This window comes from Actinomycetota bacterium, from assembly GCA_036280995.1.
Classification (GTDB): domain Bacteria; phylum Actinomycetota; class CALGFH01; order CALGFH01; family CALGFH01; genus CALGFH01.
This window is the reverse complement of the sequence record DASUPQ010000827.1, coordinates 1-15687: the sequence shown is the minus strand read 5'-3', so window position 1 is coordinate 15687 and position 15687 is coordinate 1. Positions and strand designations below refer to the sequence as shown.

17 protein-coding genes and 1 pseudogene are annotated in these 15687 nt (G+C 72.9%); 4 read left to right on the top strand and 14 right to left on the bottom strand.

The window, feature by feature from the left end; all coding sequences use genetic code 11:
* From VF468_27665 to VF468_27600, 14 genes and pseudogenes are all read right to left on the bottom strand, one after another.
* On the bottom strand, window positions 1-1802 hold a 1802-nt coding region (locus VF468_27665), incomplete at its 3' end, for an NADH-quinone oxidoreductase subunit G (protein HEX5882062.1).
* Between the two features lie 7 nt (window positions 1803-1809).
* A complete protein-coding gene (nuoF, locus tag VF468_27660; GenBank protein ID HEX5882061.1) occupies window positions 1810-3105 on the bottom strand; it encodes an NADH-quinone oxidoreductase subunit NuoF in 1296 nt (431 codons plus the stop codon).
* Entirely contained in the window at window positions 3102-3944 is an 843-nt protein-coding gene (locus tag VF468_27655; protein HEX5882060.1) for an NAD(P)H-dependent oxidoreductase subunit E, read from the bottom strand. Before VF468_27655 ends, nuoF begins: the two co-directional genes overlap by 4 nt.
* A 24-nt stretch (window positions 3945-3968) precedes the next feature.
* A complete protein-coding gene (locus tag VF468_27650) occupies window positions 3969-5234 on the bottom strand; it encodes an NADH-quinone oxidoreductase subunit D (protein ID HEX5882059.1) in 1266 nt (421 codons plus the stop codon).
* Between the two features lie 149 nt (window positions 5235-5383).
* The gene (locus tag VF468_27645; protein ID HEX5882058.1) at window positions 5384-5983 is read right to left on the bottom strand and encodes an NADH-quinone oxidoreductase subunit C; all 600 of its coding nucleotides are present in this window, start codon (window positions 5981-5983) and stop codon (window positions 5384-5386) included.
* 44 nt (window positions 5984-6027) lie between these two features.
* Window positions 6028-6489 (bottom strand): annotated as a pseudogene (locus VF468_27640) (NADH-quinone oxidoreductase subunit B family protein).
* A 2-nt stretch (window positions 6490-6491) separates the two neighbouring features.
* A complete protein-coding gene (locus VF468_27635; GenBank protein HEX5882057.1) occupies window positions 6492-6854 on the bottom strand; it encodes an NADH-quinone oxidoreductase subunit A in 363 nt (120 codons plus the stop codon).
* An 88-nt stretch (window positions 6855-6942) separates the two neighbouring features.
* Window positions 6943-8184 carry a geranylgeranyl reductase family protein gene (locus tag VF468_27630; GenBank protein ID HEX5882056.1) on the bottom strand — a complete coding sequence of 414 codons (1242 nt, stop codon included), beginning with the start codon at window positions 8182-8184 and terminating at the stop codon, window positions 6943-6945.
* A 107-nt stretch (window positions 8185-8291) separates the two neighbouring features.
* Window positions 8292-9071, bottom strand: coding sequence for an HAD hydrolase-like protein (locus VF468_27625; protein HEX5882055.1), 780 nt, complete (start codon window positions 9069-9071; stop codon window positions 8292-8294).
* The gene (locus tag VF468_27620) at window positions 9071-9757 is read right to left on the bottom strand and encodes a class I SAM-dependent methyltransferase (protein HEX5882054.1); all 687 of its coding nucleotides are present in this window, start codon (window positions 9755-9757) and stop codon (window positions 9071-9073) included. Before VF468_27620 ends, VF468_27625 begins: the two co-directional genes overlap by 1 nt.
* Before the next feature lie 136 nt (window positions 9758-9893).
* Window positions 9894-10817, bottom strand: a complete 924-nt coding sequence (gene ccsB / locus VF468_27615; protein ID HEX5882053.1) for a c-type cytochrome biogenesis protein CcsB — start codon at window positions 10815-10817, stop codon at window positions 9894-9896.
* Between the two features lie 13 nt (window positions 10818-10830).
* A complete protein-coding gene (locus tag VF468_27610) occupies window positions 10831-12426 on the bottom strand; it encodes a cytochrome c biogenesis protein ResB (GenBank protein HEX5882052.1) in 1596 nt (531 codons plus the stop codon).
* 14 nt (window positions 12427-12440) lie between these two features.
* Window positions 12441-13214, bottom strand: a complete 774-nt coding sequence (locus VF468_27605) for a cytochrome c biogenesis protein CcdA (GenBank protein ID HEX5882051.1) — start codon at window positions 13212-13214, stop codon at window positions 12441-12443.
* 1 nt (window position 13215) lies between these two features.
* On the bottom strand, window positions 13216-13818 hold the full coding sequence (locus VF468_27600) for a TlpA disulfide reductase family protein (protein HEX5882050.1): 603 nt from the start codon (window positions 13816-13818) through the stop codon (window positions 13216-13218).
* 123 nt (window positions 13819-13941) lie between these two features.
* Between VF468_27600 and VF468_27595 the strand changes: the two genes are divergently transcribed.
* The 4 genes from VF468_27595 to VF468_27580 form a co-directional block, all read left to right on the top strand.
* Window positions 13942-14283 (top strand): hypothetical protein, encoded by a 342-nt coding sequence (locus VF468_27595; protein ID HEX5882049.1) that lies wholly within the window; start codon window positions 13942-13944, stop codon window positions 14281-14283.
* Window positions 14284-14304: 21 nt separating this feature from the next.
* Complete coding sequence (locus tag VF468_27590; GenBank protein HEX5882048.1) at window positions 14305-14658, top strand: 4Fe-4S binding protein; 354 nt, start codon at window positions 14305-14307, stop codon at window positions 14656-14658.
* A 41-nt stretch (window positions 14659-14699) separates the two neighbouring features.
* Complete coding sequence (gene extP / locus VF468_27585) at window positions 14700-15479, top strand: selenite/tellurite reduction operon b-type cytochrome ExtP (protein HEX5882047.1); 780 nt, start codon at window positions 14700-14702, stop codon at window positions 15477-15479.
* Window positions 15480-15495: 16 nt separating this feature from the next.
* On the top strand, window positions 15496-15687 hold a 192-nt coding region (locus VF468_27580), incomplete at its 3' end, for a hypothetical protein (protein HEX5882046.1).

The following is a 15687-nucleotide window of genomic DNA, read 5'->3' as shown; positions in this document are numbered from 1 at the left end:
ACCTGGCTGGTCGTCTCGTTGACCTCGTGGTCGACGGCGATCACGAACGCCCGCTCCAGGGCCTGGGTGGCCAGCTCGCGGGGGCCGTGGTCGCGGACCAGGTCGACCCCGGCCAGGACCAGCACCCCGAGCTCGCCGGCGGCCGCCGCCGCCACCATGGCCGGGCCGTCCAGCCCGGGCCCGTCGGGCAGCTCCGCCCCCCAGGCCTCGGCCAGCTCGCCCCGGGCCCCGGCGTCGCCGACCGGCCGCCCGCCGGGCAGCAGCCCGGGCCGGGCGCCGACGTCCAGCGCCCCCCGGTCCCCGGCCCGCCGCGGCACCCAGGCGAACCGCCCGCCGAGCGCCGACGCCAGCCGGGCCGCGGCGGCCAGCCCGCCGGTGGCCCCGCCCCGCCAGCCGGCGAGCACGATGACCTCGCCATCGCCCTCGCCCTCGGTCAGCAGCCGGCCGGCGTCGTCCTCGCCCCGGCCGAGGCGCTCGCACGCCTCGGCCTGGCCGCCGGGCCGGGTGGCGACCACGGTGGCGAACTCGGCCAGCCGCCCCGGCCGCGACCCGACGGCGACCACGGGCACGCCCCGGCGCATGGCCGCCTTGCGCAGCCGCAGCCACAGGATGGGCGACTCCTCGTGGGGGTCGAGGTCGACGACCACCACCGCCCGGGCCGCCTCCAGGTCCCGGTAGGCCGGCATCCCCTCGTCGGGGCCCCGCCCGGCGACCGACGCCGCCGCGGCCGCCCCGGCCTCGTCCTCCGGCCAGGCGCGGGCGTCGACGTTGTTGGTGCCGAGCGCGACCCGGGCCAGCTTCTGCAGGGCGTAGGCGTCCTGGTCGGTGAGGTGGCCGCCGACCAGGACCCCGACTCCCTTGTCGCGGGCCGCGCGGATGCCGTCGGCGGCCCGGCGCAGCGCCTCCGACCAGGAGGCGGTCCGCAGCTTGCCGTCCTCGGACAGGTGCGGGATCAGCACCCGCTCCGGGGACTGGGCGTAGGCGAAGCCGTAGCGGCCCCGGTCGCAGTTCCAGGCCTCGTTGACGTCGTCGTTGTCGCGGGCCAGCTGGCGGGTGACCAGGCCCCGGCGGGCGTCGATGCGCAGGTTGCAGCCGGACGCGCAGTGGTTGCAGACGCCGTCGGTCGAGGCCAGGTCGAACGGCCGGGCCTGGAACCGGTAGGACGGCGAGGTCAGCGCCCCCACCGGGCAGATCTGGACCACGTTGCCGCTGTAGTAGCTCTCGTACGGCTCGTCCTCGTAGATGGCCACCTGCTCCAGCGCCCCCCGCTCGAACAGCTCGATGAACGGGTCGCCGGCGATCTCGCTGGAGAAGCGGGTGCAGCGGGCGCAGAGCACGCAGCGCTCCCGGTCCAGCAGGACCGTCTCGGAGATCTTGATCGGCTTCTCGTAGCGGCGCTTGGTCTCCACGAACCGGGTCTCCCCCGGCCCGTGGGCCAGGGTCTGGTCCTGGAGCGGGCACTCGCCGCCCTTGTCGCACATGGGGCAGTCGAGCGGGTGGTTGATCAGCAGCAGCTCGAGGTTGCCCTCCTGGCCGGCCCGGGCCACCTCGGAGGTGACCTGGGTCTTGACCTCCATGCCGTCGGTGACCGTGGTCGTGCAGGCGGTCAGCGGCTTGCGCTGGCCGACGACCTCGACCAGGCACTGGCGGCACGCCCCCAGGGGGGCCAGCAGCCGGTGGTCGCAGAACCGGGGCACGATCGTGCCCAGCTGCTCGGCGGCCCGGATCACCAGCGTGCCCGGAGGGACCTCCAGCTCCTGGCCGTCGATGGTGACCTTCACGGTGGTCGGCTTGTCGGCCATGCGGCTCCTAATGGGCGCCAACGGTGACGCGCGCCCCCGGGAAGGGGCAGCCGCCACCGCTGACGTGCTCGTCGAACTCGTCGCGGAAGTACTTCAGGGCGGAGACGATGGGGCTGGTCGCCCCGTCGCCGAGGGCGCAGAAGGAGCGCCCGAAGATCGAGTCGCAGATGTCCTTGAGGGTGTCCATGTCGTCGGGTCGGCCCTGGCCCGTCTCGAGCCGGCCCAGGATCTTGCGCATCCAGTCGGTGCCCTCGCGGCAGGGGGTGCACTTGCCGCAGGACTCGTGGGCGTAGAACTCGGTGAAGTTCAGGCACGCCCTGACCATGCAGACGTCCTCGGAGAAGACCATCACCGCGGCCGTGCCGAGCAGGCTGCCGGCGCCCTGGATGCCCTCGAAGTCCATGGGGGTGTCGAGGTGGTCGGCGGTCAGCATCGGGGTCGAGCTGCCCCCCGGGGTCCAGGCCTTGAGGGTCTTGCCGTCGCGCATCCCGCCGGCCGCGCCCATGATCACCTCGCGGGCGGGGACGCCGAGGGGGAACTCGAAGTTGCCCGGGTTGACGACGTCGCCCGACACGCTGAACAGCTTCGGCCCGGGCGACTTGTCGCTGCCCATGGACCGGAACCAGTCGACCCCCTTGCGGACGATCCAGGGCACGGTGGCGATCGTCTCCACGTTGTTGACGGTCGTCGGGGCCCGGTACAGGCCCTCGACGGCCGGGAAGGGCGGGCGCAGCTTGGGCTGGCCGCGCTGGCCCTCCAGCGAGGACAGCAGGGCCGTCTCCTCGCCGCAGATGTAGGCCCCGGCGCCCCGGTGCAGGACCACGTCCAGGTCGAACCCGGAGCCCTTGACGTCCCGGCCGAGCAGCCCCTTGTCGTAGGCGGCGTCGATCGCCGCCTGGAGCCGGCGGCCCGGCCAGCCGCACTCGCCCCGCAGGTAGATGAAGGCGTTGCGGCAGCCGATGGCGTACGAGGACACGATCACGCCTTCGACCAGGGCGTGCGGGTCGCGCTCGAGCAGCTCCATGTCCTTGAAGGTGCCGGGCTCGCTCTCGTCGGCGTTGACCACCAGGTAGGTCGGCCTGCCGGTCCCCTTGGCCAGGAACCCCCACTTCATGCCCGTCGGGAAGCCGGCCCCGCCCCGGCCCCGCAGCCCCGAGTCCTTGACCAGCTGGACCAGGTCCTCGGGGGACCGCTCGAAGGCGGCGTCGAGGCTGGCGTAGCCGTCCAGCTCGGTGAACCGGTCGAGCTTGAAGGCCTCCCGTTCCCCCCAGCGGGAGGTCAGCACCCTGACCTGGTCGGTCATCGGCCCTCACCCGCCTGCGGCCGCGGCTTGTCCTCGGGGGCCGGCCCCTCGTCCGAAGGGGCTGTGGACGGCCGATCGCTCTCCGTCCCGCCGTCGGCTACCCTCCCGGCAGGGGCCCCATCCACCGGCGGGTGAGGGTCCCGCGCGGCCGCGCCTGCTCCTTCCTCGGGCTGGGGCTCGCCGGCCTCGCGCTGCTCGGTCGGCTCGGGCGGCGATGGCTCACGACCGATGCTGCGCTCCTCTGGCTCGGCCGCAGGGGCTCCGAGGCCGGCCGGGGGGTCGCCGAGGCCGGCCAGGCGCCAGTGGAGCCCGGCCGTGGTGGGCTCGGTGACCGACCCGTCCTCGGCCCAGGTGGGCGGCGGGACCTCGTCGCGGAGCAGGGCCTCGAGCAGCTCCACGGCCTCGGAGGTGGACAGCCGCTCGTAGTTCTCCGTGTTGACCTGGACCACCGGGGCGCCGTCGCAGGCGGCCAGGCACTCCACCTCCTCGACGGTGACCATCCCGCTCCCGTCGGTGCCGCCCAGGGGCACCTCCAGCCGCTCGGCCATGGCCGCCGAGATCTCCCGCGACCCGCGGAGCTGGCAGGGCAGCGTCTTGCACACCGACACCAGGTACTTTCCCACCGGGCGGCGCCGGAACATGGTGTAGAAGGTGGCCACCGCCCCGACCTCGGCCTTGGTCAAGCCCAGGAGCTGGGCGGCCTGGGCGACGCCGGCCGGCGACACGTAGCCGTCCTCCGCCTGCAGCAGGAACAGGATCGGGAGCAGGGCCGAGCGCGGCTGAGGGTAGCGGGCGATCAGCTCCTCGGCCCGGGTCAGGGTCTGGTCGGACAGGGGCACGGCGGTGGCGGACTCCTTGTCGGGCTAGCGGTCGACGCCGCCGAGGACCGGGTCGATGGAGGACATGGCGGCGATGACGTCGGCGACCAGCAGCCCGATCGACATGGGGGTGCCGGTCTGGAGGTTCACGAACGACGGGTCGCGGACGTGGACCCGGTAGGGCAGGTTGCCGCCGTCGGAGACGACGTGGTAGCCGAGCTCGCCCCGGGGCGACTCGACGGGCACGTAGACCTCGCCCCGCGGCACCTTGATGCCCTCGGTGACCTGCTTGAAGTGATGGATCAGGGCCTCCATGGACTCACCCATGATGTGCTGGACGTGGGCCGGGGAGTTGCCCAGCCCGTCGGGGCCGAGGGCGAGCTTGGCCGGCCAGCCGACCTTGGGGTCGGTCGACATCACCGGCCCGCCGGGCAGCGTGTCCAGGACCTGCTCGACGATCCGAAGGCTCTCCCGCATCTCGGCCAGCCGGACCTGGTAGCGGGCGTACACGTCCGAACCGGTGGCCGTCGGCACGTCGAACTCGTACTGCTCGTAGCCGCAGTACGGCTCGGCCTTGCGCAGGTCGTGGTCCAGGCCGGCGGCCCGCAGCATCGGCCCGGTGGTCCCAAGGCCGATCAGCTCGTCGAGGGCGAGGTGGCCGATGCCCTTGGTCCGCTCCAGCCAGATCGGGTTGTTGGTGAGCAGGGTCTCGTACTCGTCGGCCTTGCTTCGCATGTCGCGGACGAAGGCGCGGATCTTGTCCTCGGTGCCGTCGGGCAGGTCCTGGGAGACCCCGGCCGGCCGCACCCAGGCGTGGTTCATGCGCAGCCCGGTGACGTCCTCGAGGATGTCGAGGATCTCCTCCCGCTCCCGGAAGCCGTAGAGCATGATCGACAGGGCGCCCAGCTCCAGCCCGGTGGTGGCCAGCCAGACCAGGTGGGACGAGATCCGGTTGAGCTCCATCATCAGGACCCGCAGGGCCTGGGCCCGGGGCGGCGCCTCGATCCCCAGCAGCTTCTCGACGGCCAGGCAGTAGGCGGTCTCGTTGAAGATCGGGGCCAGGTAGTCCATGCGGGTCACGAAGGTGACCCCCTGGACCCAGGTGCGGAACTCGGCCGACTTCTCGATGCCGGTGTGGAGGTAGCCGACCACCGGCTGGAGGTTGATGACCTCCTCGCCCTTGAGCTCCACGACCAGCCGCAGCACCCCGTGGGTCGAGGGGTGCTGGGGGCCCATGTTGATGATCATGACGTCGTCCTGGCCCTCGGCCGCGGCCCTGGCCGTGACCTCGGCCCAGTCGCCGCCGCCCATGGCCACCACCTGGTGGACGCGCCGCTCGTTCATGGACACGTGCTCGGCCGCCTGGGGCGGGGGCAGGTCGTGGGCCTCGCCGGGGCGGACCACGACCTCGTCGACCAGCTCGCTGGTCGGCCGGTCGATGTCCGGCGTCTCGACCTCGCTCATGTGCTGGTCCAGCCTCCCTTGTACCGCCTGGTGTCCGGCGGCGGGACGTGGGCGCCGATGTACTCGACGTCGACCCCGCCCAGCGGGTAGTCCTTGCGCTGCGGGTAGCCCTTCCAGTCCTCGGGCATGTGGATGCGGACCAGGTTGGGGTGCCCCTCGAAGCGGATCCCGAAGAAGTCGTAGGCCTCCCGCTCGGGGAAGTTGGCCCCCGGCCACACCCCGGTCACCGACGGGATGCGCGGGTCCTCGACCGTGACCCGGACCTTGAGCCGGATCCGGACGTTGTGGTCGAAGGAGTAGAGGTTGTAGTCGGCGCAGAGCCGCTCGGGCCGGTCGTCGTACTTCAGGTAGTCGATCCCGGTGATGCTGGCCAGCAGCCGGAAGCTGGTCGCCGGGTCGTCGCGCAGCCAGGTGCAGACCTCGACCAGCCGGTCGCGCTCCAGCTCGACCACGACCTCGCCCCGGTGCCCGCTGATCTCCTTGATGGCGTCCTCGAAGCGCTCGCGCAGCCCGGTCAGGACGGGCTGGAGGGCCGCGGGCGGCTGGAAGCCGCTCTCCGGGGCCTCGGTCGTCCCGGTGGCGGTCGGCTCGGTCACCTGGCCGCCTCTTCCAGGACCAGCTTGGAGCGGGGCTCGCCCTTCATGATCTTCTCGTGGAGCCTGAGGATGCCGTCGATCAGCATCTCCGGCCGGGGCGGGCAGCCGGGCACGTACATGTCCACCGGCACGATCTGGTCGACGCCCTGGACGATCGCGTAGTTGTTGAACATGCCGCCCGAGGTGGCGCAGACGCCCATGGAGATGACCCACTTGGGCTCGGGCATCTGGTCGTAGATGGTCCGCAGGACCGGGGCCATCTTCTGCGACACCCGGCCGGACACGATCATCAGGTCGGCCTGGCGGGGCGAGGCCCGGAACACCTCCATGCCGAACCGGGCCAGGTCGTAGCGGCCGGCGCCGGTGGCCATCATCTCGATGGCGCAGCAGGCCAGCCCGAAGGTGGCCGGCCACAGCGAGCCCTTGCGGGCCCAGTTGGCCAGCTTCTCCACGGTCGTGACGAGGATGCCGCCTGGCAGCTTGTCCAGTCCGCTCCCGCTCTGCATGGTCAGTCCCACTCCAATCCGCCGCGCTTCCAGTCGTAGATGTAGGCCACCAGGATCAGTCCGACGAAGATGCCCATCTGGACCAGTCCGAAGAGGCCGAGCTGGCGGAACACGACCGCCCACGGGTAGAGGAAGATCACCTCGACGTCGAAGACCACGAACAGCATCGCGGTCAGGTAGAACTTGACCGGGTAGCGCTCGCCCCGCGGCAGCAGCCCCGGCTCGATGCCGGACTCGTAGGCCGAGTACTTGGCCCGGGTCGGCCGGTGGGGGGCCAGGAACGCCGACACGACGATCGACAGGACCGCGAACGCGCTGGCCAGCACGAGCATGGCCAGGATGGGAGCGAAGGCACCGAGGTTCACGGGCAGCCTCCAACAGACCTCGAGCGTGGGGCCGACGGCGGCAGGGTCAGCCTATGGCCGCCTCGGGAGAGCACGCAAACTTGGGCGGTCACGACCCTCCCCTCGAAGGAGCCAGTCGGACCAGGGCCCGCGCGATCCGGTCGGTGACGTCGCCCCTGGCCGGCTCGTACAGGTTGGCCATCAGCTTCAGGACCAGCTTCATCAGGGTCGGGCGGGGCAGCCCGTACCTGGCGCAGGCCTTCATCACCGCGGGGTGGCCGATGGCCCGGACGAACACCCGGCCGAGGGTGAAGTAGGAGCCGAACCCGCGCTCCAGCGCCGTCCGGTAGGCGGCCAGCCGGGTGCGGTCGCCGCTCTCCAGCACCTCAAGGCCGACCTCGGCGGCCAGCCGGCCCGACTCCATGGCGTAGTCGATGCCCTCGCCGTTGAACGGGTTGACCAGCCCGGCTGCGTCCCCCACGAACAGCACGCCCCGGTACAGGGGAGGGTGGCGGCTGGCCCCCATGGGCAGGGACGCCGAGCGCGGCTTGGCCACGGCGTCCTCCAGGGTGAACCCCCACTCGGGCCCGACCGTCGGCAGCCACCCCTTGAGCAGGTCCCTGTAGTTGGTGTTGCGGAAGCCCTCGGAGGTGTTGAGCAGCCCGCAGCCGACGTTGACGGTCCCGTCGGCCAGGGGGAACACCCAGCCGTAGCCGGGCAGCAGGTGGTCGCCCTTCCACAGCTCCAGGTAGGAGTCGATCCAGGGGTCGGTGTCGCGTTCGGACCGGTAGTACTGGCGGATGGCCACCCCGATGGGCCGGTGCTCGTCCCGGACCAGGCCGAGGGCCTGGGCGAAGCGGCTGGAGGCGCCGTCGGCGGCCACCACCACCTCGGCCCGGACGTCGACCGGGTCCTCGCCCTCGCGGCGCACCACCGCCCCCCGGACCAGGCCGTTCTCCACCAGCGGCTCGACCACGTCGGTGGCCTCCCACAGGTCGGCCCCGGCCTTGGAGGCGGTGCGGGCCAGCAGCTGGTCGAGGTCGCCGCGGGGCCGGGCCAGCCCGAACGACGGGAAGTCCTCCAGCTCCGGCCAGGGCAGCTCGATCACGTGGCCGCCGCCGTGGACCTTGAGCCCGGCGCTCCGCGACCAGCTCTGGTACTCGTCGCGCAGCCCCATATGGTCGAGGGCCCGAACGGCCCGGGGCGTCAGCCCGTCCCCGCACACCTTGTCGCGCGGGTACCGCTGCTTCTCGCACAGCAGCACCCGGGCGCCGCCCCTGGCCAGATGGAACGCGGTCGCCGACCCCCCCGGCCCACCACCGATGACCAGCGCGTCGTAGGGGTCGCTCACCTCGCCTCCCAGCGGCCACGTCCCTTTGTGAATCGACGCACAAGTACGTCGACTGGAGTGTAGGGGGCGCAGTCTGTCACGGCAAACGCTTCAGAAACCAGGATCCCTCACCCCTGGAGCAGCCCGGGCAGATCGGCGACGCTGTCGACGACCGCGTCCGGCTCGGCCCCGGCGCCCGGCTGGGGGCGGTCGCCCTTGCCCGTGCGGACCAGCACCGTGGCCGCGCCGACGGCCCGCCCGCCACCGATGTCGGCGGCCAGGTCGTCGCCGACGACCAGGGCGGTGCCGGGCCCGCGGCCGAGCGCGTCCAGCGGCGCGGTGAAGAAGTCCGGCGACGGCTTGCCCAGCACCCGGGCCGTCTTCCCGGTGGCGTACTCCAGCAGCCGGACCCAGCCGCCGGTGTCCAGGTGCTCGCCGTCGTCGCGCACGGCGATGCGGTTGACCTGGGTGGCCAGCAGCTCCGCCCCACCCCGGACGGCCTGGAAGGCGGCGTCCAGGTCGCCGTAGGTCGCCCCGTAGCTGGGGTCGGCGACCAGCACATGGGTCGCCGCCTGGCCCGGCCCGGCCAGGAGGTCGCCCAGCAGCGCCCGTACCCCGTCGGCGGCCACGGCCACCACCCGCGCGTCCCGGGCCGCGGCCAGCAGCCGGGCCGCCACCTGGACCGGGGTGACCAGCTCGTCCTCTCCGACCTCGAAGCCGCGCCCGGCCAGGCGCTCGGCCAGCGCGGCCGGGGCGACCGAGTCGGTGTTGGTGCAGAACCGCAGCGTCAGCCCCAGCGCCCGCAGCCGCCCCACGGCCTCGGGCGCCCCGGGAACGACCCGGCTGCCCTCGTACAGGGTCCCGTCCAGGTCCAGCAGCACGGTCTCGACACCGGCCAGCCGTCCCATCAGCGGGCGACCCCGCGGTGGAGGGCGACGATGCCGCCGGTGAGGTCGCGCCAGGCGACCTGCTCGAAGCCGGCGTCCTGGATCCAGCGGGCCAGGCCGGGCTGGTCGGGCCAGGCGCCGATGGAGCGGGCCAGGTACTGGTAGGCCTCGGGGTCGGAGGTGAGGCGGCGGGCGGCCACCGGCATGAGTCGGGTCAGGTAGCGGCGGTAGACGTCGCGGAACACCGGGACCACCGGCGTGGAGAACTCGCACACGACCAGGCGCCCGCCCGGGCGCAGGACCCGGCGGAACTCGAGCAGGCCCTGACCCGGCTCGGCCAGGTTCCGCAGCCCGAAGGCGATCGTGACCACGTCCACGCTGGCGTCGGCCAGGGGGAGCTGGAGGGCGTCGCCGGCGGCCAGGAGGAGCCGTGGCTGGGGGGGGTCCGGGGGGGCGCTTCCTGGCCCCCCGGTGGACCGGCCCCGCTTGAGCATCTCCTGGGAGAAGTCGAAGCCGACCACGCTGGCGCCGGGGGCCAGGCCGGCCAGCTCGGCCGTGAGGGCGCCGGTGCCGCAGGCCACGTCGGCGGCGACCTCGCCACCGCCCAGGCGGGTCGCCCGGGCCGCGGCCTGGCGCCAGCCCTTGTCCCGGCCGAGGGAGAACACGGTGTTGGCCAGGTCGTAGCGGGGGGCGACCCGGTCGAACATGCGCTGCACCCCCGGGGCGGTCCGCTCGGCCGCCGGCGCGGGGTCGTCGGGGGCCACGCTAGACCACCGGGGCGCGGCGGACGGGGGTGACCCGCACCGGCCCGGCGCCCTCGTGGATCGGTACCACTTTGTGGGGTCAGCCGCCGTAGCTGTGGAGGCCGACGATGACGGTGTTGACCGCGTAGAAGTTGAACGCCAGGGTGGCCAGGCCGATGATGGCCAGCCAGGCGGCGCGGCGGCCGCGCCAGCCGGCGGTGGCCCGGGCGTGGAGGTAGGCGGCGAACACCGTCCAGCTGATGAACGACCAGGTCTCCTTCGGGTCCCAGCCCCAGTAGCGGCCCCAGGCCGCCTGGGCCCAGATGGCCCCGGCAATGATGGCGAAGGTCCAGATGGGGAAGCCGAAGGCGGTCGTCCGGTAGGCGAGGTGGTCGAGGGTGTCGGCCGACGGCAGCCGGTCCCAGAGGCTGCCGTGGCGGGCCACCGCCTGGTCGACCTCGACCCGGTCGGCGGTCTGGGCCGCCCCGGCGACCAGCGGCGGGGCCGGCGGCCGCTGGCGGCGCTCGATCCGCTCCTTGACCAGGTACAGGATGCTGAACACGGCGGCCAGGCAGAGCACCGAGGAGCCGGTGATGGCCGCGGCCACGTGGATCACGATCCAGCGGGAGTTGAGGGCCGGGACCAGCGGGCCGGCCGGCACCCGGAACACCAGCCCGCCCAGGGCCATGGCCAGCACGGCCGGGAGGAGCACGAACACCCCGAGAGGGCGGATCTCGGGCCGCCGGGCCAGCCAGACCAGGAAGCCGGCCACGGTGACGATCCCCACGATCATCGAGAACTCGTACATGTTGCCCCATGGCACCCGGTCGACGGCCAGGCCGCGGGTCACGGCCGCGCCCACGTTGGCGGCCAGCCCGGCCGCGGTCACCAGCAGCCCGGCCACCCCCAGCCAGCGCAGCCGGTAGGCGAACTCCAGCCCGAACAGGGTGGCCGCGACCACGTAGCTGAGCACGGCCAGCCAGGCGAGGGTGTCGGAGGTGGTGGCCAGCTCGGCCGGCGACATCGGGCGGTCTCCTCTAGGTCTTCTCCGTCGGGGGGCCTAGCGTACCGCGATCCTCCGGGGGGCTAGGCTTGAGCCCCCCGGACCCCCTGGCGACCTGCTCGGCGAGCCGGGCCAGCTCGGCCTCGAACGCGGCCTTGCCCTGGAGGGCGAGACCGGCCAGCTCGACCCGGGCGCCGCCCGCCCCGGCCGGGACGGCCCGGACCCAGACCCGGCGGCGGGTCACGTACAGCGACGGGACCAGCCCCAGCAGCAGCAGGGCGGCGGCCCCGGCCACGACCGGCACCCCCGGGTCGCGGGCCAGGGTGAGGACGCTGTACTGCTTGAGGTCGGTGAACGACACCTCCATGCCGTTGGCCAGCTTCTTCGACTGGCCGAGGACGAGCAGCAGCGGCCGGTCGCCGAGCGGTTCCAGCTTCGTCCGGTCGAGGGTGAACACGCTCTGGGCCCGGTGGGCCTGGAGGTCGCCCTGGTAGGCGAGCACCACCAGGACCGGCCGGACGAGCCGGGGGTCGTTGCAGAACGGCGCCCCGCCCGGGCAGTCCGGGGCGGTCACCAGGCCGGTGAACATGGTCAGCTCCAGGCCGACCTGGGGGCTGGACCGGGTGACCTTGACCGCCCCGGTCGACCACTCCGAGGCCGGGTCGCGCAGGGTCAGGACCTCCTGGGGGGCGAGCAGGTCCGTGCCGTCGGCGTCCCGCACCCGCACCACCGGCACGTAGCCGTAGTCGGACTGGAAGATCCGCACCCCGTCAACGGTCATGGGCCGGTTGGGGGCGACCCGCTGGGACTGGAGCGGGCGGCCGTCCAGGTCGAGCGCGGTCAGGCGGGAGGCGAACTCCCTTGGGGTGTTGTCGGGGTGGAAGGAGTTGGTGAAGTCGTCCAGCCGGAGCTGGAAGGGGGCGAGGCGCTCGGGGCCGAAGAAGCGGCCGGGGCTGAAGCTGTCGTACCCGACCCGGGCGTTGGCCCAGGTCTCGCCCTCGACGATGGCCGCCTGGCCGCGGTACCCGTAGCCCTTGCCGTAGGCCAGGCCGACGAGCAGCACGAGCAGCGACACGTGGAACAGCATGCTGGCCGCCTCGCGCAGGTAACCCTTCTCCCCGGCCAGCTCGCCGTCATGCTCCGCGAGCCGGAAGCGGTTGCGGCGCAGGACCCGGCGGGCGGCCGCCATGGCCTCCCCGGGCGGGGCCGAGGTCTCGAAGGCGGCCCGGGTGCGGTAGCGGGCCAGGTCGCCGCCGCGGGGCGGCCGGGAGCGGAGCACCCGCACCAGGGCCCGGGTCCGCGGCACCAGGCAGGCGACCAGCGCCCCCAGCAGGGCCAGGTAGATGGCCATGTACCAGGCCGACCCGAAGACGTCGAACAGCCCCAGGCGCTCCAGCACCGGGGCCAGGGCCGGGTGGTCGGCGAAGTACTGGTCGACCCGCTGGGGGCTGATGCCCTCCTGCGGGAAGAGGCTGCCAAGGATCGAGGCCGCGGCCAGGACCACCAGCAGGACGAGGGCGGTCCGCATGGAGCGGTACTCGCGCCAGGCCTGGCGGAGGGTGTCGCCCAGCCCCTGCCGGCGCGGCGGCTGGTCGGGGCGGGCGGCGGGGGGACGGACTTCGACGGCCAAGGACAGCGACCTCGCTACAGGGGGAGGGTGATCGACCCGGACCAGATCTTGAGCTGGGTCAGCAGCGTGTCCCAGAGCCCGGTGAGCAGCAGCAGGCCGATCACGACCAGCATCCCGCCCCCGGCCACCTCGAACAAGCGGAAGCGGGACTTCAGGGCCGGGAACCGCCCCATGGCCCGCCGGAAGCCGAGGGCGGCGACCAGGAACGGCAGGCCGAGCCCGAGCGAGTAGGCGAACAGCAGCAGCGCCCCCCGGCGGGCCCCGCCCCCGCCCACCGTGGCCAGGCCGAGCACCGCGCCAAGGGTGGGGCCGATGCAGGGCGTCCAGCCGAGCCCGAAGACCATGCCGAGGGGCAGGGCGCCGGCCAGCCCGCCCGGGACCTTGTCGGCCCGCAGGCGCCGCTCCCGGTACAGGAAGCCGGGCTTGATCACGCCGGCCAGGAACAGGCCCATGACGATCACCAGCACCCCGGCGACCCTGGTGACCAGGCTCCGGTTCAGGACCAGCCAGGAGGTGACCGCGCCAAGGGCCGCCCCCAGGGCCACGAACACCAGCGAGAACCCGAGCACGAACAGGGCCGCCCCGGCCACCACCCGGCCCGCCCGCCGGTCGCCGTGCTGCTCCACGTCCTGGCCGGTCACCCCCGACATGTAGGAGAGGTAGCCGGGGACCAGCGGCAGCACGCACGGGGAGGCGAACGACACGAACCCGGCCAGGACGGCCACGGCCAGGGCGATCATGACGTTGCCGTCGACCACGATCTGCTGCGCCCGCTCCGCCCAGCTCATGTCAGGTCACCCGCTCGACCAGGTCGGTGAGGAGGGCGGCCTGGCGATCGGGCGCGTCGCCGGGCAGGGCCCCGAACACCCGGGCCGCGACCCGGCCCTGGGCGTCCACGACCAGGGTGTAGGGCGGGGCCGGGGGGCCGAGGGCGCCGAGCCGGGCCGGCAGCACCGCCGGCCGGTCGAACAGCGACGGGTAGCCGACCTGGAACTCCTCCAGGTAGGACGCGGCCGCCCCGGCGTCGTCGCGGATGTTGATCCCGACCATGCGCACGTCCCGCCCGGCCAGGGTCCTGTTGGCCAGCTCCAGCCCCTCCTGCTCGGCCCGGCAGGGCCCGCACCAGGAAGCCCAGAAGTTCAGCACCAGCGGGCGGCCGCGCAGGCTGGCCAGGTCGATCGTCTGGTCGTCGAGGGTGGTGCCGGTGAAGGCGGGCAGGGGCCGGCGCTGGTCGGCGGGGATCACGGCCACGCTCGAGGAGACCGCCTCCACCTGCCCCGTCCCGGCCTCGGGGGCCAGGCCCGTGCCGCCGCCGCCGGCCAGCGCCACCAGGGCGGCCACGGCCGTCACCGCGACCACGGCCACCACGGCCAAGGTGGTGCGGCGCGACATGGCGACCTCGGCTTGCTCGACGGATGTTCGACGGGCTTCGAGTGTAGCCGCCACTGCCCGAATGCAATGCTAGGATGCGTGGCAGTGGGACGTTCGGGTCACTCGACGCTGGAGGCAGCAGAGGTGTCGCTGGTTCGGCCGAAGGACGAGGGCGAGCGCTGGGTCAAGCTCACGCTCGTCACCATGGGCATCTGGGTCGCCCTGTTCGTGACCATGGCCGTGATCCCGTCGTTCTGGCTCTACTTCGCCGACGGCACGCTCAAGTGGACGGGCACGTTCAGCGTCCCCTACGGCTTTGGCGAGCTGGAGCTGCCCATGCAGGCGGTGCGGGACGTGGTCGTGGTGATCTGGTACGGCGTGGCCCTCGGCGCCTTCGGCCTGGCCATCCACCTGTACAACAAGCGGAACCCCAGAACGCTGCCGTCCGGTGAGGAGAAGCGCGAGGCCACCGGTGGCTACAAGTAGGCGGCGCGGGAGGATCGACCGGTGAACCCGAACAAGCCCAGCATGCACGACGACTACACCCTGGCCACGGTCGACCCCAACTGGCTCCAGGAGCGGGTGAAGCCCCGGCGGCACATCGCCCTCTCCCCCGAGCTCTGCATCCTCTGCCGCGCCTGCGAGGACGTCTGCCCCTGGGACTGCATCTACATGCTGGCCCCGGACATCGTGGCCGACGGGCAGAGCCAGGAGGTCACCACCCTCGCCCAGACGTCGCACGCCCTGTTCGTGATCGACGACAACGAGTGCGTGCGCTGCGGCATCTGCATCGACCGCTGCCCCACCGGCGCCCTGTGGTACGCGCGGGTGGGCGAAGGCAAGGCGGCGGCCAAGGGATAGTGGGTCATCGTGGGTTCTTCGACGAGGAGTGACGCGTGGCGCTGAAGCTGCGGCCGCCCAAGCCCCCCAAGCCGGGCGACCTCTGGAAGCAGACCAGGGATTCCCAGGTCTGGAGGTCCATCTTCCGGCCCGGGTCGATCTACCGGTCCGGGTACCGCGACACCTCCAGGGACCGCGCCCTGGCCATGATGAACAACGTGCTGTACCACCTGCACCCGGTGAAGGTGAAGCGGCACGGGCTGAAGCTGACCTACACCTTCTGCCTCGGCGGGCTCTCGTTCTTCCTGTTCATCCTCCTCACCATCACCGGCATCTTCCTGATGTTCTTCTACCGGCCGACGGCCGGGCTGGGGCAGGAGCTGGCCTACAACGACATGCAGGCCCTCTCCACCTCGGTGAACTTCGGCCAGCTGATGCGCAACATGCACCGCTGGGCCGCCCACCTGATGGTGTTCACGGTGTTCCTGCACATGGCCCGGGTCTTCTACCACGGCGCCTACAAGCCGCCGCGGGAGTTCAACTGGGTCGTCGGGGTGATCCTGCTGCTGCTCACCCTGCTGCTGTCGTTCACCGGCTACCTGCTGCCCTGGGACCAGCTGGCCATCTGGGCGGTGGCCGTCGGCACCTCGATGATGGGCTACACCCCGGTGCTCGGGGACCAGGTCCGGTTCGTGCTCCTCGGCTCGGTGGAGATCGGGCCGTCCACCCTCATCCGTTGGTACGTGCTGCACGTCCTGGCGCTGCCGTTCGTGGCGACCATCTTCCTGGCCGTCCACTTCTGGCGGATCCGCAAGGACGGCGGCATCTCGGGACCGCTCTAGGGGGAACGAGGTTCCGATGGCAGACGACATCCAGCCAGACCAGGAAACCTACGACCGCCTGATCGCGGCCGGCGAGTCCGAGCGCACGGCCAGGGCCAAGGCCAAGTCGGTCGCCATCCGCAGGGTCAGGGGCGCCAACCGGGCCTCGCTGCAGCAGGGCGACGGCCAGGCGGCCGCCCCGGCCGCGGCCGCCAGCGAGGCCGCCCCG